Origin of the sequence: Clavibacter vidaverae (genome assembly GCF_047529985.1) — a bacterium.
GTDB classification, from domain to species: domain Bacteria; phylum Actinomycetota; class Actinomycetes; order Actinomycetales; family Microbacteriaceae; genus Clavibacter; species Clavibacter nebraskensis_A.
The window spans coordinates 703,827-725,239 of sequence record NZ_JBLJAM010000001.1 but is presented as its reverse complement, the minus strand read 5'-3'; the positions used below and the strand labels follow the sequence as shown (position 1 = coordinate 725,239).

Here is a 21,413-nt window from a genome sequence, read left to right as displayed (position 1 = left end):
CCGGAGGATCCATGGCGAACGAGAAGGCCCGACCGTCGATCTTCTGGGTGCTGGCCGCGCTCGTGCTGCCGGTGCTCAACACGGCCGTGCGGTTCGAGATCCGGAACCCCGAGCGACTCCCGCGCACGGGCTCGTACGTGCTCGCCCCGAACCACCACAGCGAGATCGACCCGGTCATCATGGGCGCCGTGGCGTGGAAGCTCGGGCGCCTGCCCCGCTTCCTCGCGAAGGCATCGCTCTTCGACGTCCCCGTGGTCGGCTGGTTCCTGCGCCGCTCCGGGCAGATCCCCGTGCAGCGCGACGGCGGCGTGCGCGGCGGCGAGGCGCTCACCGCGGCGTCCGACCTCGCGCGCGACGGCCGCATCGTCGTCGTGTACCCCGAGGGCACCCTCACGCGCGACCCCGACCTATGGCCCATGCGCGGCAAGACCGGGGCCGTGCGCCTCGCGCTGCAGGCCGGCATCCCCGTGATCCCCGCCGCCCACTGGGGCACGCAGAGGCTCATGGGCCGCTACTCGAAGCGCGTGCGGCTCTTCCCGCGCACGACGATCCAGGTCGTCATCGGCGAGCCCGTCGACCTCTCGCGCTTCCGCGACCGGAGCCTCGACTCCGCCACCCTGACCGAGGCGACCGCCGTCGTCATGGCCGCCATCACGGAGCTCGTGGAGGAGCTGCGCGGCGAGACCGCCCCGCCCGAGCGGTGGGATCCCCGTTCGAAGAACCAGAAGGAGACCGGCCGTTTTGAGTGACGCGACCGCGCGCCCGACCCCCGCATCCGCCGCGTCGGCGCCCGACCCCGACGGAGGGGAGCGGCGCCGCATCGTCGTCCTCGGCGCCGGCAGCTGGGGCACCACGTTCGCCAAGGTCATGGCGGACGGCGGCAACGACGTCGTCATGTGGGCCCGCCGCCCCGAGCTGGCCCGGGAGATCACCGAGGCGAAGCGCAACAGCGACTACCTGCCCGGCGTGAACCTGCCCCGTCGCCTCACCGCCGACTCCTCGCTCGAGCGCGTGCTCGCGGGCGCCACCGACGTCTTCGTCGGCGTGCCCAGCCAGTCGCTCCGCGCGAACCTCGAGGCCGCGCGCGACCTCGTCCCCGCCGACGCCGTGGTCGTGAGCCTCATGAAGGGCGTGGAGAAGGGCACCGGCCTCCGGATGAGCGAGGTGATCCAGGAGGTGCTCGGCATCGGACCGGAGCGGATCGCCGTCGCGTCGGGGCCGAACCTCGCGCTCGAGATCGCGCGGGAGCAGCCGACGGCCGTCGTCGTCTCGTCCGCGGACCAGGCGACCGCGGAGCGCGTCGCGAAGATCGCCCGCAGCCCCTACTTCCGCTCGTTCGTGAACACCGACGTGATCGGCACCGAGTTCGGCGGCGTGCTCAAGAACCTCATCGCCGTCGCGGTCGGCATCGTCGACGGCGTGGGCTACGGCGAGAACACGAAGGCGTCGATCATCACGCGCGGCCTCGCCGAGATGACCGCCTTCTCGGTCGCGTACGGCGCGCGCGCCGAGACGCTCGCGGGCCTCGCGGGCCTCGGCGACCTCATTGCCACGTGCGAGTCGTCGCTCTCCCGCAACAACACCGCGGGCCGCCTGCTCGGCCAGGGTTACAGCTTCACCGACGTGGTCACGAGCATGCAGCAGACGGCCGAGGGGCTCTCGTCCGTCGCGCCCGTGCTCGAGCTCGCCCGCCAGCGCGGCGTGCTCATGCCCATCGTGGAGCAGGTGTCGCAGGTGCTCGCGGGCACGCTGTCGCCGCGCGACATCGCGCCGCACCTGACCACCGACGACGACACGCCGCAGGGGGAGTGACCGTGACGGAACGCATCCGGGTCGTCCTCCTCTTCGGCGGCACCTCCAGCGAGCACTCCATCAGCTGCGCCACGGCGAGCGGCGTCCTCGGCGCGATCGACCGCGAGCGGTTCGAGGTGATCCCCGTGGGGATCACGCCGCGCGGCGCCTTCACGCTGCAGCAGGACGACGCGGCGGCCTTCGCGCTCGACGCGGACGACCTCCCCGAGGTCCCGGACAACGGCACGCGCGTGCGCTGGCCCGAGGACGCCTCCTCCCGGGAGCTCCGGGTCCGGGACGCGGACGGCGTCGAGCGGTCGCTCGGCCGGGTCGACCTGGTGTTCCCGATCCTGCACGGGACGCAGGGCGAGGACGGCACCGTGCAGGGCATGCTCGAGCTCGCCGGCCTGCCCTACGTCGGATCGGGCGTGCTCGCGTCGGCGCTCGGCATGGACAAGCACTACGCGAAGACCGTGCTGCGTGCCGCCGGCATCCAGGTGGCGCCGTGGATCACGGTCTCGCGCCACGAGTGGGCCGCCGACCCCGCGGGGGTTCGGGCCCGAGCGGCCGAGCTGGCTCTGCCGGCGTTCGTGAAGCCCGCCCGCGCCGGATCCAGCGTGGGCGTGAGCCGCGTCGCCGAGGCGAGCGCGCTCGACGCCGCCCTCGAGACGGCGTTCCGCGAGGACGACCGCGTGCTCGTCGAGGCGGGCCTCATGGGCCGCGAGGTCGAGTGCGCCATCCTCGACGACGGACCGGGTCGCGAGCCGCGCGCGTCCGTCGCCGGCGAGATCGTCGTCTCGGGCCGCGACTTCTACGACTTCGAGGCCAAGTACCTGGGCGCCGATGGCATCGACCTGGTGTGCCCGGCCGACGTCACCGACGCGCAGCTCGCCGACATGCGGGAGCTCTCGATCCGGGCCTTCCGCGCGGTGGACGGCCGGGGGCTGGCGCGCGTCGACTTCTTCCTCACGGCCGACGGCTTCGTGCTCAACGAGGTCAACACGATGCCCGGCTTCACGCCCATCTCGATGTTCCCGGCCTGCTGGCAGGCGTCGGGCCTCGCCTACCCGGACCTCATCTCGCGGCTCCTGGACGTGGCGCTCGCGTGGGAGGCGGACGGCGCCCGGAGCTGAGGCCGGTCGCCGCCCGGCGATGAGCCTAGGCTCGGGCGCATGCTCGTAGGACGATCCGTCGCCCGGCCACGCCTCCACCCCGACGCCCGGCCCGTGCCCCTCGTCCGCGACGGCGGCGGTGCCTGCGTCGGCCGCGCGGTGCTGCGCCCGACCGTCTCCGTGGTGATCCCCGTGCGCGACGACGCCGGGCACCTGCGCGCGTGCCTGCGGGCGCTGGCGGCGCAGACGGTCGCGCCCGACGAGATCGTGGTGGTCGACAACGCGTCGAGCGACGACAGCGCCGAGGTGGCCCGGGCGGCCGGCGCGCGCGTTGTGCGCGAGCCGATCGTCGGGATCCCCGCGGCCGCGTGCACGGGCTACGACGCCGCGCGCTCCGACGTCATCGCGCGGCTCGACGCCGACTGCGTGCCGCCCGCCGACTGGATCGAGCGGCTCGGGGACGTGCTCGTCGCGCGGCCGGACGTCGCCGCGGTCACGGGCGCGGCGCGCTTCCTCGACGGCCCGCGCGCGCTCCGCGGGGTCGCGGCGGTCGCCTACCTCGGCGCGTACTTCGCCTCGGTGACGCTCGCGCTCGGGCACCCGCCGCTGTTCGGATCCAACTTCGCCCTCCGCCGGGACGCCTGGCGCGAGGTGCGCCAGGAGGTGCACCGCGAGGGCACGCACCTGCACGACGACATCGACCTGTCGGTGCACCTGGGGCCCGAGCGCCGCATCGTGCTCGACCCGCGCCTGGGCATGGGCATCAGCATGCGGCCGCTGACCCGGCCGTCGACCCTGCCGCTGCGGATGAGCCGCGGCATGACCTCGCTGACGCTGCACTGGCCGCACGAGCTGCCGTGGCTGCGCTGGCGGCGGGCGGGTCGGGTCGCGCTCGACGCGCGTCGGGGTTCCGGCGCGCTGCCGGTCGCGCGGGTCGTGGAGCCGCAGCCGTCGGTCAGCTCCCCGGAGGCGGCGCGTCGCCGAGGTCCTGCGCGCTGACGCACTTCGCGGTCTGCGGGATGACCGCGACCACGCCGCTGAGGTCGGTGAGCGCCGTGTAGCTCGCCTGGGTGGAGTCGATGACGACCTCGACGGCGGGCGTGCGGCCGTAGGTCGTGTAGCGGATGTCGGGGGAGCGGGAGTCGTCCTCGACCCAGTCGACGTCGTCGTAGCTGATGCACGCGTCGGTCGTGGGGCCGGGGGTCGCGACGCCGCAGCGGAGGATGACGGTGCTCTGGGGGTCGCCCCACGCGCCCGTGCCCTGCGCGTCGGTCTCGCGCAGCGGCGCGGTGCCGAGCTGGGCGGGCAGGTGGACGACGACGTCGGCGCAGAGCGGATCCGTGGCGCCCGGGGCGGCCTCGAGCGAGACGGTGGGGGCGCAGCCGGCGACGGCGAGGGCGATGCCGCACGCGGCTGCGGCGGCGGCGACGGTGCGCGCGAGGGCGCGGGCGGGGCGGCGGGGAGTCATCGCGGTCAGGCTACCGTGGCAGTCGTGACGACTCCTGGGACGCCCTCCGCCGCGGATCCGACCGACGGGGGCACGGGCGACCCGGCGACCCTCGGGAGCGCGGGCGAGCTCGCGACCCTGGCGCGGATCCTGCCGCACCTGCCCGCCGCCGACGCCGCGGACGTGGGCCCCGGCGACGACTGCGCGGTCGTGCGGGCGGCCGACGGCCGGTTCGTGATCACGACCGACATGATGATCGAGGGGCCGGACTTCCGCCTCGCCTGGTCGACGTTCCACGACCTCGGGCGCCGCGCCGCGACCTCGAACCTGGCCGACGTGGCCGCCATGGGCGCGCGGCCGTCGGCGCTCCTCGTGGCCATCGCGGCGCCCGCGGGCACGCGCGTCGCCGACCTCGAGGCCCTCGCCGACGGGCTGCGCGAGGGCTGCCGGCTGCAGGCGCCGGGCTGCGGCGTCGTGGGCGGCGACCTGTCCGTCTCGGACGCGCTGGCGATCACCGTCACGGCGACGGGCGACCTCGAGGGGCGCGATCCCGTGCTGCGCTCCGGCGCCCGCCCCGGCGACGTGATCGCGGTGGCCGGCACCCTCGGCATGGCCGCCGCCGGCGTCGCCCTCCTCTTCGCGCACGCGCGCAGCGGGGCGGCGGGCGCGGATCCCGTCCCCGACGCCGACCTGGCGCGCGCCCTCCGCACCGCCCACCCGGACGCCGTGGAGGCGCAGCTGTCGCCCGTCGCGCCGCTCGGGGCGGGCGTCGACGCCGCGCGGGCCGGGGCCACCGCGATGCTCGACGTCTCCGACGGCCTGCTCCTCGACCTCGCCCGGATGGCCCGCGCGAGCGGTGCGGGCATCGACCTCGCGTCCGCGGCCCTCGCGGAGGACGCGCGCCGCGTGGCCGCCGCCCACCCGTCGCTGCCGCCGCGGGCGCTCGACCTCGTGCTCACCGGGGGAGAGGACCACGCGCTCGTGGCGGCCTTCCCGCCGGGCGCGCCGCTGCCCGCGCCCTTCCGGGCGATCGGGGCGGTCGTCGAGCCCGGCGCCGAGGGACCGGCCGTCACGGTCGACGGCGTGCCCTACGCCGGGCCGCGCACGGCGCTCGGCGGCTGGGACCCGTACGCCGACTGGGACGGCGCGCGCTAGGGGGTCGTCGCGCCGACGGGCCCGGCAGCGGCGTCGCCCTCGGCCTCTGCCTCGGCCTCGGCGGACGCCCACCACACGACCGTGTCGCCGTACGCCTTCCGGCGGTCGAGCGCCAGGCCCGCGGGCCACGCGGGCTCCGCCGAGCGCGAGCTGCGCTCCACCATGACGACGGCGCCGTCGACGAGCCGGGGGACGAGCGCCCGGAGCTCGTCGGCGAGCTCGGCGTCGCCCACCTCGTAGGGCGGGTCGAGGAACGCCACGTCGTAGGAGCCGCGGTCGCCCGCGAGGAAGGCGTGCACGCTCTGCGCGGCCACGCGGATCCGCGGCTCGGCACCACGGGGCGCCGCCCGCTCGACGAGGGCCGCGTTCGACCGGCACACGGCCGCAGCCGGCACGGCGCGCTCCACGAGCACGACCTCGCGCGCGCCGCGGCTGGCGGCCTCGAGCCCGAGGGCGCCGGATCCGGCGTAGAGGTCGAGCACGCGCGCGCCGTCGAGCGCGTCGCGGGCCTCGAGCCCGGAGAAGAGGGCCTCGCGAACGCGGTCGCTCGTGGGCCGGGTGCCGGTCCTCGGCACGCGGAGGACGAGGGACCCGGCGTACCCGGCGACGATGCGGGTCATGCGGGGGACCCGGCGGCGCGCGGGCCGGCGATGATCGGAGCGGGGTGCACGACCGACCACGCTACCCGCCCTGTCCATCGCGGGCGGTGCGCCGGACGCTCCCGGATCGCTGACGTATGCTGCGACGACGCCCACGACGCTGGAGGACCTCCGTGACGAGCCCCGAGTCCGAGTCCGTTCCCCTGCACGCCGGATCGGGACCGCACCCCGCCCGCATCCGCCCGGCCGCGCGTCAGGCAGCCCACGCGCCGGGCGCGCACGGCGCCCCCGCCATGCCGCTGGAGGAGGTGCGCCGGCTCGCCGACCTCATCCTCGGGAACGTCGACGCGGTCCTCTCCGGCAAGCACGAGGCCACGCGCATGGCGCTCACGGTCTTCCTCTCCGGCGGCCACCTCCTCATCGAGGACGTGCCGGGCGTCGGCAAGACCATGCTCGCCAAGGCGCTCGCGCGGAGCGTCGACTGCACGGTCAACCGGATCCAGTTCACGCCCGACCTGCTGCCCTCGGACGTGACCGGCGTCTCGGTCTACAGCCAGGCCGACCACCGGTTCGAGTTCCAGCCCGGCGCGGTGTTCGCGAACATCGTCATCGGCGACGAGATCAACCGCGCGAGCCCCAAGACGCAGTCCGCGCTGCTGGAGTGCATGGAGGAGGGGCAGGTCACGGTCGACGGCGTCACCCACGGCCTGCAGCAGCCGTTCACCGTCGTCGCGACCCAGAACCCCGTCGAGATGGAGGGCACGTACGCGCTGCCCGAGGCCCAGCGCGACCGCTTCATGGCGCGGATCTCCATGGGCTACCCCGACGCGTCCGCCGAGCTCGCGATGCTCCGCGACCGGGACACCGTCAGCCCGCTCGACGAGCTGCGCCCCGTGGTCGACGCCGACGAGCTCGACGCCATGATGCGGGCGGCCCGCGGCGTCTACGTCTCCGACCCGGTGTCGCGCTACACGGTGGCGATCGTCCAGGCCACGCGCGGCCACGAGGAGATCCGCCTCGGCGCGAGCCCGCGCGCCACCCTCCAGCTCATCCGCGCGGCCAAGACGCGCGCGGCGCTCGACGGGCGCGACTTCGTGCTCCCGGACGACGTCGACGCGCTCGCGGCGCCCGTGCTCGCGCACCGGCTCGTCGCCACGGGCCGCGCGCTCGGCCAGGGCGGACGCGGCCAGGCCGCGGTCGTCGAGATCCTCGAGCGCATCGTCGCGTCGACCTCCGTGCCGCTGAGCGCCGCGGGGCGGACGCGCTGATCCCGTGCCGCCCCTCGCGCGCCTGATGCGCCGGATCGGCATCGAGGCCGTCCCGCATCCGACCCTCCGCGGCATCGCCCTGCTCGCCGCCGGGGTCGCGGCCCTGGCGGGCGCCTTCATCGCGGGCCGGCGCGAGTTCGTCTTCATCGGCGTGGCCGTCCTCGCCCTGCCGCTCCTGGCGGCGGCGTGGCTCGTGGTGGCCCGCGTGCGGCTGCACGTCGAGCGCGCGTTCACGGCGTCCATCGTCGAGGCCGGCACGCCGACGACCGTGACGGTGTCGGTCGCGAACGCGGGGCCCCTGCCCACGCCGCGCTCCTGGGCGGCGGACCTGGTGCCCGGCGCCGAGGGGGCCACGCCGCCCGCGGAGCTGCCGCCGATGCGGGGCCTCGCGCGCGGATCCCGCCGCGCGTCCGCCCGGCCCGTCCTCCGCTACGACCTCACGCCGGAGCGCCGCGGGATCCACGAGGTGGGGCCGCTCGCGGTCGAGGAGCACGACCCGTTCCGCCTGATGGGGCTCCGGCACGTCGCGGGCGGCACCTCGCGCCTCGTCGTCACGCCGCGCCTCGCCGACCTCGCGGCCGAGCCCGGCGGGCAGGTGTCCTCCGAGGGCGAGTCCGAGCGCGTGCAGCGCCGGGCCGACGGCGGCGAGGACGACCTCGGCACGCGCGAGTACCGCGCGGGCGACCCGCTCCGCCGCGTGCACTGGCGCGCGACGGCCCGGCACGGCGAGCTCATGGTGCGGCAGGAGGAGCAGCGCTCCAGCCCCCGCTCCCTCGTCCTCCTCGACACGCGCGCCGAGGGCTTCCCGCTGCACGCGGACGACGACGGCGACTCCGACCGCGCCTTCGAGCGCGCGGTCGCGTTCGCGGCGTCGATCGGCGTGCACCTGCAGCGCGGCGGGTACGCGGTGCAGCTCGTCGAGACGGCGGGCGGATCCGACGCCCCGGCGGCACGACCGGGTGACGGCGCCGCGGCCGAGGCCGAGCTGCTCCTGCACCTCGCCGAGGTGCGCCCGACATCGATCGACCCCGACCGCGACGGCGTGCAGGAGGCCCTCGCGGACCTCCGGCGGAGCCGTCGCGCCGTGCCCGTCCACGCCGTCCTCGGCCACCTCGACGAGCGCGAGGCCCACCGGCTCGCGGGCTTCGGCGCCGCGTGCCGGCCCGCGGTCGCGTTCCTCGCGCACGCCGGCCGGGTCGACGGGCGCGACGACCGCGAGGCCGTGCGGATCCTCCGCGAGGCCGGCTGGCGCACGGTCGCCCTCGACGAGGGCACGACGTCCGCCGAGGCCTGGCGCGCCGCCCGCACCGAGGAGATGGCCCGATGACCGACCTGGACGCCGTCGGCCTCGGCGGCCGCGAGCACTGGAGGGTCGAGCCGCGCCCCCTCCCCGGGGAGCGCGCGGGCGGCCCTGGCGGCCGCTCGCGCGACGGCGGTCCCGGGGCGGGCCGCAGAGGCCGCCGACCGGGATCCGGACGCGCCGCCGCCCGCTGGCCGGTCACCGCCGCGCTCGGCGTCGCCCTGCTCGCGGGCACGGCCAGCCTCCACCTCCTCGTCGAGCCCGGCGCCTGGTACGCCATCTGCGTCGTGCTGGTCGCGGCCGTGCTCGGATCCGCCGCGCTGCTCCGCGCCGCGGGCGTGCCGCGGCTCCTGGCGTCGCTCGGCGGACTCGTCGTGCTCGTGCTCCTCGTCACGCTCGTGTTCGCGGGGCGCACGGCCGTGCTCGGCGTGATCCCCACGCCCGAGACCGTGCGCACGCTCCTCGCGGTCGGCGGGCAGGCGGGCGAGGAGATCTACCGCCGGTCGGCGCCCGTGCCGCCGCTCGCCTCCATCGTCTTCGTGATCGTCGCGTCGGTCGGCGCCCTCGCGGTCGTGCTCGACGTGCTCGCGCACGCGCTGCGGATGCCCGCGGTCACCGGCCTGCCGCTCCTCGTCCTGGTGTCCGTGCCCGGCGCCGTGCTCGTGGGCGAGTTCTCCCTCGCGTCCTTCGCCGTCACGGTGCTCGCGTGGTTCGCGGTGCTCGCGGCCGACGCGCGGGACGCGGACCGGCAGGGCGGATGGAGCGGATCCGTCCTCGGCGGCGGGCCGCTGTCCGACCCGGGTCGTTCCACGTCGAGCGGGCGTCGGGCAGGATCCGCGCGCACCGCGCTCGTCTCGGCGAGCGCGCTCGCGGGCGGTGCGGTCGTGCTCTCGCTCGTCGTGCCGGCGATCGTGCCGGGGCTCACGTCGGCCACGTTCCCGACCGCCTCCGGGTCCGGCCCGGGCGGATCGCGCGTCGTGAACCCCATCCTCGACCTGGGCGACGACCTCCGCCGGCCGGTCGATGTGGAGGCCCTGCGCTACTCCACGGCGTCCCTCACGCCCCTCTACTTCAAGGTCACGACCCTCTCGCGCTTCGAGGGCGACGAGTGGGCGCCGTCGCCGCTGCGCCCGCCGGACGGCAACACCGTCGACGCCATCGGGCCCGACCTCGGCGCCGGATCCGACGTGCCGGTCGAGGAGGTCGACTCGCGCGTGCAGGTCGAGGGCTCCTCGAGCGCCTGGCTGCCGGCGCCGTACGCGCCCCGCAGCGTCGACGGGCTGGAGGGCACCTGGCGCTGGTCCGAGCAGGGCCTCGCGATCCGGTCGTCCGACTCCGACAGCCGCGACCAGTCGTACACGGTGCGATCGGAGCTGCCGCGGCCCACGCGCGAGCAGCTGGAGGCCGTGGCGCCCGCGACGGACGACGACCTGCGGCCGTTCCTGGAGATCCCGTCGGGCACCCCCGACGTCGTCGCCTCGACGACCGCCGACGTGCTCGCGGGCATCTCCTCGCCGTACGACCGCGCGCTCGCGCTCCAGGAGTTCTTCACGGGCGGCGCGTTCCGCTACTCGGAGGACGCGCCCGTGCAGCAGGGCTACGACGGCAGCGGCGTGGACGTCGTGGGGGAGTTCCTCCGGGTGCGCTCCGGCTACTGCGTGCACTTTGCCTCGGCCATGGCGATCATGGCGCGCGAGGCGGGCATCCCGTCCCGCGTCGCCGTGGGGTACCTGCCGGGCGACCAGGTGGGGCGCGACGGCGACCTCATCACCTACCGCGTCGGATCCCACGACCTGCACTCGTGGCCGGAGCTGTACTTCGCGGGCGTCGGCTGGATCCCGTTCGAGCCGACCCCGGGACGCGGCCAGGCGGCCCCGTACGCGCAGCCGTCGGCCGCGCCCACCACGGCGCCCACGCCGTCCGCCTCGCCCACGCCCGCGGCGGAGCCGACCGCGACCGCCACGCCCGCGCCCACCTCGTCCGCCGTGCCCGGTTCCAGCGGCGCGCCCGCCGTCCGGATCCCGTGGGCCGCCCTCGGCACCGCGGCGCTCGTCCTCCTCGTGCTCGCCCTCCTCGCGACCCCCGCCCTCCTCCGCCGCGCCCGGCGCCGCGGCCGCCTCCTCGCCCTCGAGGCCGGGGACGCGCCCGCCGGCACGGCCTGGCGCGAGGCGGAGGACCAGGCGGTGGACCTCGGCATCCGCGTCCCCGACACCGAGTCGCCGCGCGAGCTGGGCCGCCGCCTGGCGGGCGACGACCCGGCGCTCGCGGATCCCGTCGCGCTGCTGGTCGGCGTCCGGGAGCGGGAGCGCTTCGCCCGCGCCGACGCGCCCGTGGACGCCGCCGCGGGCGCCGCCCAGGCCGCCGCGCTCGTCGCGCTGGGCACAGGGCTCCGCGAGCGCGCCGGCCGGCTCGACCGCGCCCTCGCGCTCGTCGCCCCGCGCTCGCTCGTCCGCTGCCGGCCGCGCGGGGGCGACGGCGACGGCCCCCCGGCGGGCCCGGCCGACGGACGGCCGTCGTCGGACGCCCCTCGTACACTCGGAGGATGACCGGATCCGACGCCGCGCTCGCGGGCGTCGTGGGCGGCCGCACCGCCGGCGTGCTGCAGAAGGCCTTCGGGCTGCGCACCGTCGCCGACCTCCTCGAGCACCTGCCGCGCCGCTACGCCCGCCGCGGCGAGCTCACCGCCCTCGCCGAGCTGCCCGTCGACCAGCAGGCCACCATAGTCGCCGAGGTGCGCGAGGTGCGCGAACGGCCCATGCGCGCCCGGCGCGGCAGCATCCTCGAGGTGCGGATCACCGACGGCCGGGGCTTCCTCACCCTCACCTTCTTCAACCAGGCATGGCGCGCCAAGGACCTCGTGCCGGGCGTCCGGGGGATCTTCGCGGGCAAGGTCAGCGACTACCGCGGCGCGCTCCAGCTCGCCCACCCCGACTACGAGCTCTTCGACGCGCACGAGGGCCCCGAGCTCTCCGGCGGCGAGCCCGACGCCGCCGCGCGCCGCTGGGCCGAGATGCCCATCCCCATCTACCCGGCCACCGCGTCGATGGCGAGCTGGCAGGTCGCGAAGGCCGTGGAGCTGGCGCTCGACGCGGTCGACGACCTCGAGGATCCCGTCCCCGCCGACGTCCGCGCCGAGCGCGGCCTCCTCCCGTACCGTGAGGCGCTCGAGGGCGTGCACCGCCCCGAGAAGGACGTCGACTGGAAGCGCGGCCGCGACGCGCTCCGCTTCCAGGAGGCGTTCGTGCTCCAGACCGCGCTGCTGCAGCGGCGGCAGGCGGCGCGCGCGCTGCCCGCCACCCCGCGGATCCCGACCGCAGGCGGCCACCTCGACCGCCTCGACGCGCAAATGCCCTTCGAGCTCACGGGCGACCAGCGGCTCGTCGGCCAGGAGATCGCCGCCGACATGGCGCGCACCTGGCCCATGAACCGCCTCGTGCAGGGCGAGGTGGGCTCCGGCAAGACGCTCGTGGCGCTGCGGGCGATGCTCGCGGTGGCCGACTCCGGCGGCCAGTCCGCACTCCTCGCGCCCACCGAGGTGCTCGCGAGCCAGCACCTGCGCTCGCTCACCGCGTCGCTCGGGCCGGACCTCGCGGCGGAGCTCATGCCCACCCTCCTCACCGGCCAGCTCTCCACGGCCGAGCGGAAGCGCGCGCTGCTGCGCATCGTCAGCGGCCAGGCGCGCATCGTCGTCGGCACGCACGCGCTCCTCGGCGACCGCGTGGAGTTCCTCGACCTCGGCCTCGTGGTGGTCGACGAGCAGCACCGCTTCGGCGTGGACCAGCGCGAGGCGCTGCGCCGGAAGGGCGGCACCCCGCCGCACGTTCTCGTGCTCACGGCCACGCCCATCCCGCGCACGGTCGCGATGACGGTGTTCGGCGACCTCGACGTGTCGACCATCGCGGAGCTGCCGAGCGGGCGCCAGCCCATCGAGTCCTTCGTCGTCCCGCTGCACGAGCAGCCGCGGTGGATCGAGCGGGTGTGGGAGCGCACGGCGGAGGAGATCCAGAAGGGGCGGCAGGCGTTCGTGGTGTGCCCGGCGATCGACCCGCAGGATCCTGACGCGGAGGACGAGGACGCCGCCGAGGGCGCCGACGACGCGCCCGCGCGCCCCGCGCTCGCGACCGTCACGGAGGTCGACGCGCTGCTCGCCGCGCACCCGCGCCTCGGATCCGTCCGCCGAGCCGTGCTGCACGGCCGCATGACGGGGGAGGAGAAGGATCGCGTGATGCGCGCCTTCTCCGCGGGCGACATCGACCTCATCGTGGCCACCACCGTCATCGAGGTCGGCGTCGACGTCCCGAACGCCTCGACCATGGTGATCCTCGACGCCGACCGCTTCGGCGTCTCCCAGCTGCACCAGCTGCGCGGTCGCGTCGGACGCGGCGGCGTGCCGGGCCTCTGCCTCATGGTCACGCACGCCGAGCCCGAGACGGTGGCGCGCGAGCGCGTCGACGCCGTGGCCGCGACGCTCGACGGGTTCGAGCTCGCGCGCGTCGACCTCGAGCTCCGCCGCGAGGGCAACGTGCTCGGCACGAACCAGTCGGGCGGCCGCTCGTCGCTCCGGCTGCTGCGGGTCGCGCAGGACGGCGACCTCATCGAGTCCGCGCGCGAGCACGCCCACGACGTGCTGGAGGCGTCGCCGGATCTCGCGGGCCACCCCGCGCTCGCCCGTGCGCTCGCCCGCCGGCTCGACGACGAGGAGCGCGCCTTCCTCGACAAGAACTGACCGGGCGAGAGCAGCCGTAGGCTGGCGGGATGCAGCGGATCGCCGTCGTCCCCGGATCGTTCGACCCCGTCACGCTCGGCCACCTCGACGTGATCCGCCGGGCCGCCCGCCTCTACGACGAGCTCGTCGTCCTGGTCGTGCACAACCCCGGCAAGACCCCGATGCTCCCGCTCGAGGAGCGCATGGCCCTCATCGAGCGGGTGATCCGCGACGCCGGCCTCCCCGCGACCGTCCGCGTCGACTCCTTGGGCGCCGGCCTCCTCGTCGACTACTGCCGGCAGGTCGGCGCGTCCGTGCTCGTCAAGGGCGTGCGCTCGCAGCTCGACGTCACCTACGAGACGCCCATGGCGCTCGTCAACCGCGACCTCGCCGACGTCGAGACCGTGCTGCTCCTGCCGGATCCCGCGCACGCCCATGTCTCCAGCTCGCTCGTGCGGCAGGTCGAGGCGCTCGGCGGCGACGTCGCGCCGTACGTGCCGCCGGCCGTCGCCGAGGCGCTGGCCGTCCGGCGCGCCCGCTGACGACCTGTACCGTGTACGGGTGTCCAGGTTCCAGAAGACCCCATTCACGGTGCACGTCCACGACATCGTCCATCGCCCCGGGGAGATGCGCGAGCTCGACCTGACCATCACGCTGCCGGAGCGCATGGGGGAGGGCCTCATCGCCGTTCCCGCGGGCCGGGAGATGCAGGTGCACGTGCGCCTCGAGTCCCTCCACGACGGGATCCTGGCCACCGGCGAGGTCGACACGGTGGCCGACGGGCAGTCCGCGCGCACCCTCGCCGACATGCAGGAGCGTGTCCAGGTCGATTTCGCGGAGATGTTCGCGTACTCTCTTGATGAAGCTTTCGACTACCAGGTCCAGGACGAGCACGTGGACCTGGAGCCGGTCATCCGGGATGCGGTGGTCCTTTCACTTCCGTTCCAGCCCGAACTGCCGGGCGAGGACCTCGATCTCGATCTGGGTCCCGGCATCAGCCTGGTCCTGGCGGACTCCGACCCGGAGCCCGTGATCGATCAGCGCTGGGCGGCCCTGTCCGGCTTCCGAGCTTCCGAAGACAGCGGTGCGGCGCGCGAAGGCGCCGACACCGAAACGCAGAGAGATGAGAGTTGACCCATGGCTGTTCCCAAGAGAAAGATGTCCCGATCCAACACGCGTGCGCGTCGCTCGCAGTGGAAGGCCGAGGCTCCCACGCTCGTCAAGACCATCGAGAACGGCAAGGTCGTCTACTCCATGCCGCACCGCGCGCGCGTGATCGAGGACGCCGCCGGCACGCCCCTGTACATGGAGTACAAGGGCCGCAAGGTCGCCGACGTCTAGTCGCCGCCCGCACGGAACGTCGGACATGACCGACACCCCGGGATCCCGCGTCCACGGCGACCGCGACGCGCTCCGGCGCCTCCTCGCCGTGGACGTGAGCCCCGAGCTCCTCGAGCTCGCGCTCACCCACCGCTCGTACGCGTACGAGCACGGCGGCATCCCGCACAACGAGCGCCTCGAGTTCCTCGGCGACTCCATCCTCGGGCAGGCCGTCACGGTCATGCTCTACCTCGAGAACCCCGACCTCGACGAGGGCGAGCTCGCCAAACGGCGCGCCAGCCTCGTCTCGAGCGTCGCCCTCGCGGAGGTGGCCACGGGCATCGGCCTGGGCGAGCACCTGCTGCTCGGCCGCGGCGAGGAGCTCACGGGCGGCCGTGCCAAGTCGTCGATCCTCGCGGACACCGTCGAGGCCATCATCGGCGCCTGCTACCTCGACGCCGGGGGAGAGGCCGCGACCGGCCTCGTGCTCCGCCTCATCGCGCCGCTCCTCGAGGACCCCGAGCGCTTCGGCGCCGCCATGGACCCGAAGACCGCGCTCCAGGAGAGCGCCGCGCGCCAGGGCCTGCCCGCGCCCGTCTACGTCGTGAGCGACAGCGGTCCGGATCACAGCAAGCGCTTCCACGCGGTCGTCACGGTCGGCGACGCCGTGCGCACCACGGGCGAGGGATCCAGCAAGAAGCAGGCCGAGATGACGGCCGCGCTCGAGGCGTGGACGCGCCTCGAGGCGCGCACCACGGCCTGACCCGCGGTGCCCGAGCTCCCCGAGGTCGAGGTCGTCCGCGCCGGTCTGGAGCCGGCCGTAGCCGGCGCCCGCATCACGGGCGTCGAGATCCTCGATGCCCGCTCCCTCAAGCGGCACGACCCGCTCGAGGGCGCCTTCGTCGACCTGCTCGTCGGGCGCGTGATCACCTCCGCGGTCCGCCGCGGCAAGTTCCTCTGGCTGCCGCTCGAGCCCGACGCCGGGCGCGACGCGACCGGCCCGCGTGCGCTCGTGACGCATCTCGGCATGAGCGGGCAGGTGCTCCTCCGCGAGCCCGGGTCCGACCCGGACGGGCTGCTGCGGATCCGCATGGGCATCGAGCACCCGGTGCACGGCGAGCTCGTGGTCGCGTTCGTCGACCAGCGCATCTTCGGCTCGATGGCGGTCGACCGCCTCGTCGCGACTCCTGACGGGCACGCGGGCGGACGCGGATCCGACGGCGCCCTCGTGCCGACCCAGGTCGCCCACATCGCGCGCGACCCCCTCGACCCGGCCTTCGACGACGAGCTGCTGCTCGACCGCCTCGCCCGGCGGCGGACGGGGATCAAGCGCGCGCTGCTCGACCAGACGCTCGTGAGCGGCATCGGCAACATCTACGCCGACGAGGCGCTGTGGGCCGCGCGGATCCACTACGCACACCCCACCGACCAGCTCGGCCGCGGGCGCGCGCTGCGGCTCCTCGCCGAGGTGCGGCACGTGCTCGCGCGGGCGCTGGCCGAGGGCGGCACGAGCTTCGACGCCCAGTACGTCAACGTCAACGGCGCGTCCGGCTACTTCTCGCACTCCCTCAACGTCTACGGGCAGCAGGGGAAGCCGTGCCCGCGCTGTGGCACGTCCATCGCGCGCGAGGCGTTCATGAACCGCGGCTCGCACCTCTGCCCGCACTGCCAGGTGCTGCCGGATCCGGGGACCGCCGCCGCCTGACCCGCCGGCCGGTCAGCGCGCCGGGCCGAGCTCGCGCAGCCAGCTGCCGCTCGTCGCGACGTGCTGGAAGCCCAGCGCCTCGTTCACCTGGAGCATCGGCCGGTTCTCGTCCGCGTTCCAGGTGACGACGCGGTCGGCGCCGGGCGCCTCGCGCGCGAGGTGCCGCAGGTTCCCGGCCTTGAGGAGCATGCCCAGGCGGTGACCGCGGTGCTCGGCGAGCACGAGGGTGTCCTGCTGGTACGCGTACTCGTGGCCGTCGGAGCGTCGGCCGCTGGGGGAGACGGCGATCTCGGTGAAGCCCACGAGGCGGCCCGTCGCGGCGTGCTCGACCGCGGCCACGATGCCCGTGCGCCCGGCGGCGGCACGTCGCTCCTCGGCCTCGCGGATCCGGTCGGCGTCCCACGGGTCCTCCGCCTGCGGGAGGTCGCCCTGCGGGGTGTCGGTCGACATGCGCGTGTGCAGGACGGCGAGGTCGTCGAGCAGGTGCTCGGGCGTCGCGTCCACCCAGGAGACGACGCGGTAGGCGTCGCCCGCTGCTCGGCGCGCGTCCGCGAGGTGGGCGGCGAGCGTCGGGGCCGCGGCCGTGGTGTCGAGCGCGCTCGTGCGCGCCGTCTGCCCGAGGCGGTAGCCGGCGTCGACGACGAAGCGGGAGGACGGGTCGTCGGCGCCGACCGCGCCGATGCCCGTGGGGGACGGGACGGGAGTCCCGTTCGCCTCGGCCCGGTGCATCGAGAAGCCGGTGAGCGTCCGGCAGCCCTCGTCGACGGCGATCCGCTCCACGCGCTCGCGCAGCGCCCGTCCGATGCCGCGGCGCCGGTGCCCGGGGAGGACGGACACCGCGACGTCGGAGGTCGTCGGGTCGTTGAGCCAGGTGGTGAGGAGGCCCCGGCCGACGACCCGCCCGTCGACCCGTGCCGCGAACAGGCGCTTGCGGACGTGCGCGACGTCGGCGTAGTCGCCGATGAGCTCCTCCGGGAGCCACACGAACGCGTCGTGCCCGAGGTCGTGCGACTGCGCGCGGTTCACGACGTCGGTGAGGGCGACGAAGTCCTCCCAGCCGGGGGCGCCGGGTGCGCTCGGCGGGCGGACCTCCTCCACGGGCGAGGCGCGGTCGTCGGCGGCGTGCGGCATGGTCGGCTCCCTCGTCGGCGCGCCGGGCCGTCGTCGGCCGGCGTCCTCCCACGCTAGCGGCGGGGCCTCCGTCGGCGGCCGGCCGCGCGCGGCTCCCGGTCGGGCGCGTCCGGTCCGGTACCGTGATCCCGACCATGTGGCGAGGAGGGCGACGGGCGTGCACCTGAAGAGCCTGACCCTCAAGGGGTTCAAGTCGTTCGCGCAGCCGACCACGTTCCAGTTCGAGACGGGCGTGACCTGCGTCGTCGGGCCGAACGGATCCGGCAAGTCGAACGTCGTCGACGCACTCGCCTGGGTCATGGGCGAGCAGGGCGCGAAGACCCTCCGCGGCGGCAAGATGGAGGACGTCATCTTCGCCGGAACCTCCACGCGCGGACCGCTCGGCCGCGCGGAGGTCACCCTCACGATCGACAACGCCGACGGCGCGCTGCCCATCGACTACACCGAGGTCGCGATCCGCCGCACGCTGTTCCGCAACGGCGGCAGCGAGTACGCGATCAACGGCACGTCCTGCCGCCTGCTCGACGTGCAGGAGCTGCTGAGCGACTCCGGGCTCGGCCGCGAGATGCACGTCATCGTCGGCCAGGGCCGGCTCGACAACGTCCTGCGCGCGACGCCCGAGGAGCGGCGCGGCTTCATCGAGGAGGCCGCGGGGATCCTCAAGCACCGTCGCCGCAAGGAGCGCACGCTTCGGAAGCTCGAGGGGATGCAGGCGAACCTCACGCGGCTGAACGACCTGGCCGGGGAGATCCGGCGCCAGCTGAAGCCGCTCGGCCGCCAGGCGGAGGTCGCGCGGCAGGCGCAGACGGTCGCCGCCGTCGTGCGCGACGCCCGCGCCCGGCTCGTGGCCGACGAGGTCGTCACGCTGCGCCGCGCCCTCGCCGAGCACACGCGCACCGAGGAGGAGCGCACGACCGAGCGCATGGTGCTGCAGGAGAAGCTCGACCGGGCCGTGCTGCGCTCGGAGCGCATCGTCGAGGAGCAGGAGGGCGACGAGGTCGACGGCGCCCGACGCACGGCCTTCGCGCTCGAGCAGGTGCAGGAGCGCCTGCGGAACCTGCTGTCCCTCGCGCAGCAGCGGCTCGCGCTCCTCGGATCCGCGGACGACGCCCCCGAGACCGCCTCCGGCATCACGCCCGCGCAGGTGCAGGAGTCCCGCGACGAGGCCGAGCGCCTCACGCAGCTCATCGGCGAGGCCGAGGCGGGCTGGGCGTCCGCGCGCCAGGCGACGGCCGCGGCCCGGCAGGCGCTCGACGCGCTCGACGAGGAGATCCAGGCCCAGAGCGCGCTCGTCTCCCGGCACGACCTCGAGATCGCGGGGCTCACGGGCCGAGCCGAGACCGCGGGCTCCCGGCTCGCGGCCGTGCGCGGCGAGGTGCTCCGGCAGCAGAACGCGCTCGACGCCGCGCGGGCCCGGCTCGCCGCCGCGGAGGCGGAGCGCGAGCGCGGCGAGGCGGAGGGCGAGGCCGACGAGCAGGGCGGATCCGAGCTGACGCGCGCCTACGAGGACGCGCAGGCCGACGTCGCGACCGAGGAGTCCGCCATCGAGGCCGTCCGCGAGGAGCTGCACGCGAGGGAGCGCGAGCGCGACGCCCTGGCCGCGCGCGAGCAGGCGCTCGCGAGCGCGCTCGACCAGCGCGACGGATCCAGCGACCTCGTCGCCGCGGGCCTCGCCGGCGTCCGCGGACTGCTCGCCGAGCACGTCCACGTGCACCCGGGCTACGAGGCGGCCGTCGCGGCCGCGCTCGGCACGCTCGCCGACGCCGTGCTCGCCGAGACCCACGACGACGCGGTCGCGGCCCTCCGTCGCGCCGTGGACGACGACCTGGGGCGCGTCGAGGTGGTGGTCGCCGGGTCCGCCGGGGCCGCCGAGACCCCGCCCGCCGCCGACGGCCCGGTGCCCGCGTCCTCCGTGGTCGACGCGCCCGACGGCGTGCTGCGGATCCTCGCCGGCGTCGTGATCGTCGACGACCTCGCCGCGGCCGTCGCGCTCCTCGACGGACCCGATGCGCCGGCCACCGCGATCACCCGCGCGGGCGAGGTCGTCTCCGCGCACGTGCTGCGCGGCGGATCCGGCGCCACGCGCTCCAAGCTCGAGCTCGTCGCCGCGCGCGAGGCCGCCGCGACGACGCTGACCGACGTGCGTGCCCGCATCGACGACCTGAAGGTGGACCTCGCGGCCGGCCGGGAGCGCCTCCGCGCCGCCCGGGAGCGCGCGTCCGCGGCGCTCGGCGGCCTGCGCGAGGCCGACGCGCGCCTCGCCGCCCACGCCGAGCGCCTCAGCCGCTCGCGCGCGCAGGCCGAGTCCGCCGCGGCCGAGCTCACCCGCGTGCAGCGCGGCCTCGACCTCGCGAGCGCGTCCGTCGACGAGGCCGTCGCCGCCTCCGACGCCGCCCGCCGCGCCCTCGACGAGGCCCGATCCCGCCCGCGGCCCGTCCTCGACGCCAGCGGCCGCGACGCCCTGGTCGCCGAGTGGGAGGCCGCGCGCGAGGCCGAGATCGAGGCGCGCCTGCAGGTCGAGACCGCGCGGGAGCGCGTGCGCGCCGAGCAGGAGCGCACGGTCGCGCTCGAGCGCCGCCTGGCCGCCGAGCGCGCCGCCGCCGAGGAGGCCGCGCGCCGCCAGGTGATCCGCCGCCGCCAGATCGCCCGCGCCGCCTCCGTCGCGGACGCGCTGCCCGCCGTCGTGCGCGCCGCCGACCGCAGCACCGCCGAGGCCCGCCTCGTCCTCGCGCGCGCCGAGGAGGCCCGGGCCGGCCGCAACGCCGAGCTCGCCGCCCTCCGCCGCGAGGAGGCCGACCTGCGCCAGCGCCTGCACGGGATCACCGAGGACGTCCACGGCCTCGAGCTGCAGATCTACGAGAAGCGCCTGCAGGTCTCGCAGCTGCTCGAGCGCGCCGCGAGCGAGCTGGGCCTCGGGGAGGAGGTGCTCGTCGCCGAGTACGGGCCCGACGTGCCGGTCCCCGAGGAGGCTCCGCTCCCGCCGCGGCAGCGACCGCGCGCCGATGCCGGGGACGCGAGCGCGGACGCGAGCGCGGATCCCGAGGAGGACGGTCCGACGGAGGCCCCCGCCGCGGATGCCGCGGACGACGACCACGCCGTCGACGCGGAGCCCGTCGCCACCCGCCCCTTCGACCGCGAGGAGCAGCGCGCCCGCCTCCAGGTCGCGGAGCGGAAGCTCGCGCAGCTCGGCCGGGTGAACCCGCTCGCGCTCGAGGAGTTCGCCGCGCTCGAGCAGCGCCACCTCTTCCTCACGGAGCAGCTCGCCGACCTCACGGCGACGCGCGCCGACCTCCTCACGATCATCGACGACATCGACCGCACCATGCAGGGCGTCTTCGTCGCCGCGTTCGAGGACACCCGGCAGGCGTTCGACCGCGTCTTCCCGATCCTCTTCCCGGGCGGCACGGGCAGCATCCACCTCACCGACCCCGAGCAGCTGCTCACCACGGGCATCGAGGTGAGCGTGCGGCCGGCCGGCAAGCGGATCGAGCGGCTGTCCCTGCTCTCCGGCGGGGAGCGCTCGCTCGCGGCCGTGGCCCTGCTCATCGCGATCTTCACCGCCCGGCCGAGCCCGTTCTACATCATGGACGAGGTGGAGGCGGCGCTCGACGACGCCAACCTCGGCCGCCTCCTCACGATCCTCGAGCAGCTCCGCGACACGTCGCAGCTCATCGTCATCACGCACCAGAAGCGCACCATGGAGATCGCCGACGCGCTCTACGGCGTCTCGATGCGGCAGGACGGCGTGAGCGCGGTCGTCGGCCAGCGGGTCAGCCGCGAGGAGCGCCCGGCCCAGGCATCCGCCGACGCCACGCCCGCGCCCGACGCGGCGCCGCCCGACGCCGCCGATCAGGAGGAGCGGGCCGCCTCCTGACGCGCG

Annotated in this window: 18 protein-coding genes; 15 read left to right on the top strand and 3 right to left on the bottom strand. The window is 75.8% G+C overall.

All coding sequences use genetic code 11. The features are described from left to right. Positions 1 to 11: 11 nt before the first annotated feature. From ACMT9T_RS03360 to ACMT9T_RS03345, 4 genes are read left to right on the top strand one after another with little or no spacing between them, the layout of a single operon-like run. A complete protein-coding gene (locus ACMT9T_RS03360; RefSeq protein ID WP_414744227.1) occupies positions 12 to 749 on the top strand; it encodes a lysophospholipid acyltransferase family protein in 738 nt (245 codons plus the stop codon). Next, complete coding sequence (locus tag ACMT9T_RS03355) at positions 742 to 1,812, top strand: NAD(P)H-dependent glycerol-3-phosphate dehydrogenase (protein WP_414744226.1); 1,071 nt, start codon at positions 742 to 744, stop codon at positions 1,810 to 1,812. The genes ACMT9T_RS03360 and ACMT9T_RS03355 overlap by 8 nt, the downstream gene beginning before the upstream one ends. 2 nt (positions 1,813 to 1,814) lie before the next feature. Then, the gene (locus ACMT9T_RS03350) at positions 1,815 to 2,924 is read left to right on the top strand and encodes a D-alanine--D-alanine ligase family protein (RefSeq protein ID WP_414744225.1); all 1,110 of its coding nucleotides are present in this window, start codon (positions 1,815 to 1,817) and stop codon (positions 2,922 to 2,924) included. 39 nt (positions 2,925 to 2,963) lie between these two features. Next, a complete protein-coding gene (locus ACMT9T_RS03345; RefSeq protein ID WP_414744224.1) occupies positions 2,964 to 3,902 on the top strand; it encodes a glycosyltransferase family 2 protein in 939 nt (312 codons plus the stop codon). On the opposite strand, the gene ACMT9T_RS03340 is transcribed toward ACMT9T_RS03345, so the two are convergent. Beyond that, a complete protein-coding gene (locus ACMT9T_RS03340; protein WP_116055050.1) occupies positions 3,859 to 4,371 on the bottom strand; it encodes a DUF3515 domain-containing protein in 513 nt (170 codons plus the stop codon). The genes ACMT9T_RS03345 and ACMT9T_RS03340 overlap by 44 nt on opposite strands. A 24-nt stretch (positions 4,372 to 4,395) precedes the next feature. On the opposite strand from ACMT9T_RS03340, the gene ACMT9T_RS03335 reads away from it, so the two are divergent. After that, positions 4,396 to 5,505, top strand: coding sequence for a thiamine-phosphate kinase (locus tag ACMT9T_RS03335; protein ID WP_414744223.1), 1,110 nt, complete (start codon positions 4,396 to 4,398; stop codon positions 5,503 to 5,505). Here ACMT9T_RS03335 and rsmD read toward each other — a convergent pair. Beyond that, positions 5,502 to 6,203: a 16S rRNA (guanine(966)-N(2))-methyltransferase RsmD gene (gene rsmD / locus ACMT9T_RS03330; RefSeq protein WP_414744222.1), complete on the bottom strand. Its 702-nt coding sequence runs from the start codon at positions 6,201 to 6,203 to the stop codon at positions 5,502 to 5,504. The genes ACMT9T_RS03335 and rsmD overlap by 4 nt on opposite strands. A gap of 194 nt (positions 6,204 to 6,397) precedes the next feature. Here rsmD and ACMT9T_RS03325 point away from each other — a divergent pair, with 194 nt between their 5' ends. The 9 genes from ACMT9T_RS03325 to mutM are packed head-to-tail and all read left to right on the top strand — an operon-like array spanning position 6,398 to position 16,402. Further along, a complete protein-coding gene (locus ACMT9T_RS03325; protein ID WP_116055762.1) occupies positions 6,398 to 7,372 on the top strand; it encodes an AAA family ATPase in 975 nt (324 codons plus the stop codon). A 4-nt stretch (positions 7,373 to 7,376) separates the two neighbouring features. Continuing rightward, positions 7,377 to 8,699: a DUF58 domain-containing protein gene (locus ACMT9T_RS03320; RefSeq protein WP_414744221.1), complete on the top strand. Its 1,323-nt coding sequence runs from the start codon at positions 7,377 to 7,379 to the stop codon at positions 8,697 to 8,699. Then, positions 8,696 to 11,218 carry a transglutaminase TgpA family protein gene (locus tag ACMT9T_RS03315; protein ID WP_414744220.1) on the top strand — a complete coding sequence of 841 codons (2,523 nt, stop codon included), beginning with the start codon at positions 8,696 to 8,698 and terminating at the stop codon, positions 11,216 to 11,218. The genes ACMT9T_RS03320 and ACMT9T_RS03315 overlap by 4 nt, the downstream gene beginning before the upstream one ends. After that, positions 11,215 to 13,398: an ATP-dependent DNA helicase RecG gene (locus tag ACMT9T_RS03310; RefSeq protein ID WP_414744219.1), complete on the top strand. Its 2,184-nt coding sequence runs from the start codon at positions 11,215 to 11,217 to the stop codon at positions 13,396 to 13,398. The genes ACMT9T_RS03315 and ACMT9T_RS03310 overlap by 4 nt, the downstream gene beginning before the upstream one ends. 29 nt (positions 13,399 to 13,427) lie before the next feature. Beyond that, positions 13,428 to 13,919: a pantetheine-phosphate adenylyltransferase gene (gene coaD, locus ACMT9T_RS03305; protein ID WP_414744218.1), complete on the top strand. Its 492-nt coding sequence runs from the start codon at positions 13,428 to 13,430 to the stop codon at positions 13,917 to 13,919. Positions 13,920 to 13,938: 19 nt separating this feature from the next. Then, complete coding sequence (locus tag ACMT9T_RS03300) at positions 13,939 to 14,511, top strand: YceD family protein (RefSeq protein WP_414744217.1); 573 nt, start codon at positions 13,939 to 13,941, stop codon at positions 14,509 to 14,511. A gap of 3 nt (positions 14,512 to 14,514) precedes the next feature. Further along, on the top strand, positions 14,515 to 14,718 hold the full coding sequence (rpmF, locus tag ACMT9T_RS03295) for a 50S ribosomal protein L32 (protein WP_012298174.1): 204 nt from the start codon (positions 14,515 to 14,517) through the stop codon (positions 14,716 to 14,718). Between the two features lie 25 nt (positions 14,719 to 14,743). Continuing rightward, entirely contained in the window at positions 14,744 to 15,460 is a 717-nt protein-coding gene (gene rnc, locus ACMT9T_RS03290; protein ID WP_414744216.1) for a ribonuclease III, read from the top strand. A 6-nt stretch (positions 15,461 to 15,466) separates the two neighbouring features. Next, positions 15,467 to 16,402 carry a bifunctional DNA-formamidopyrimidine glycosylase/DNA-(apurinic or apyrimidinic site) lyase gene (mutM, locus tag ACMT9T_RS03285; RefSeq protein WP_414744215.1) on the top strand — a complete coding sequence of 312 codons (936 nt, stop codon included), beginning with the start codon at positions 15,467 to 15,469 and terminating at the stop codon, positions 16,400 to 16,402. A gap of 12 nt (positions 16,403 to 16,414) precedes the next feature. Here mutM and ACMT9T_RS03280 read toward each other — a convergent pair whose 3' ends face one another. Beyond that, a complete protein-coding gene (locus tag ACMT9T_RS03280; RefSeq protein ID WP_414744214.1) occupies positions 16,415 to 17,533 on the bottom strand; it encodes a GNAT family N-acetyltransferase in 1,119 nt (372 codons plus the stop codon). Positions 17,534 to 17,690: 157 nt separating this feature from the next. Between ACMT9T_RS03280 and smc the strand changes: the two genes are divergently transcribed. Then, complete coding sequence (gene smc / locus ACMT9T_RS03275; protein ID WP_414744213.1) at positions 17,691 to 21,407, top strand: chromosome segregation protein SMC; 3,717 nt, start codon at positions 17,691 to 17,693, stop codon at positions 21,405 to 21,407. Positions 21,408 to 21,413: the final 6 nt, after the last annotated feature.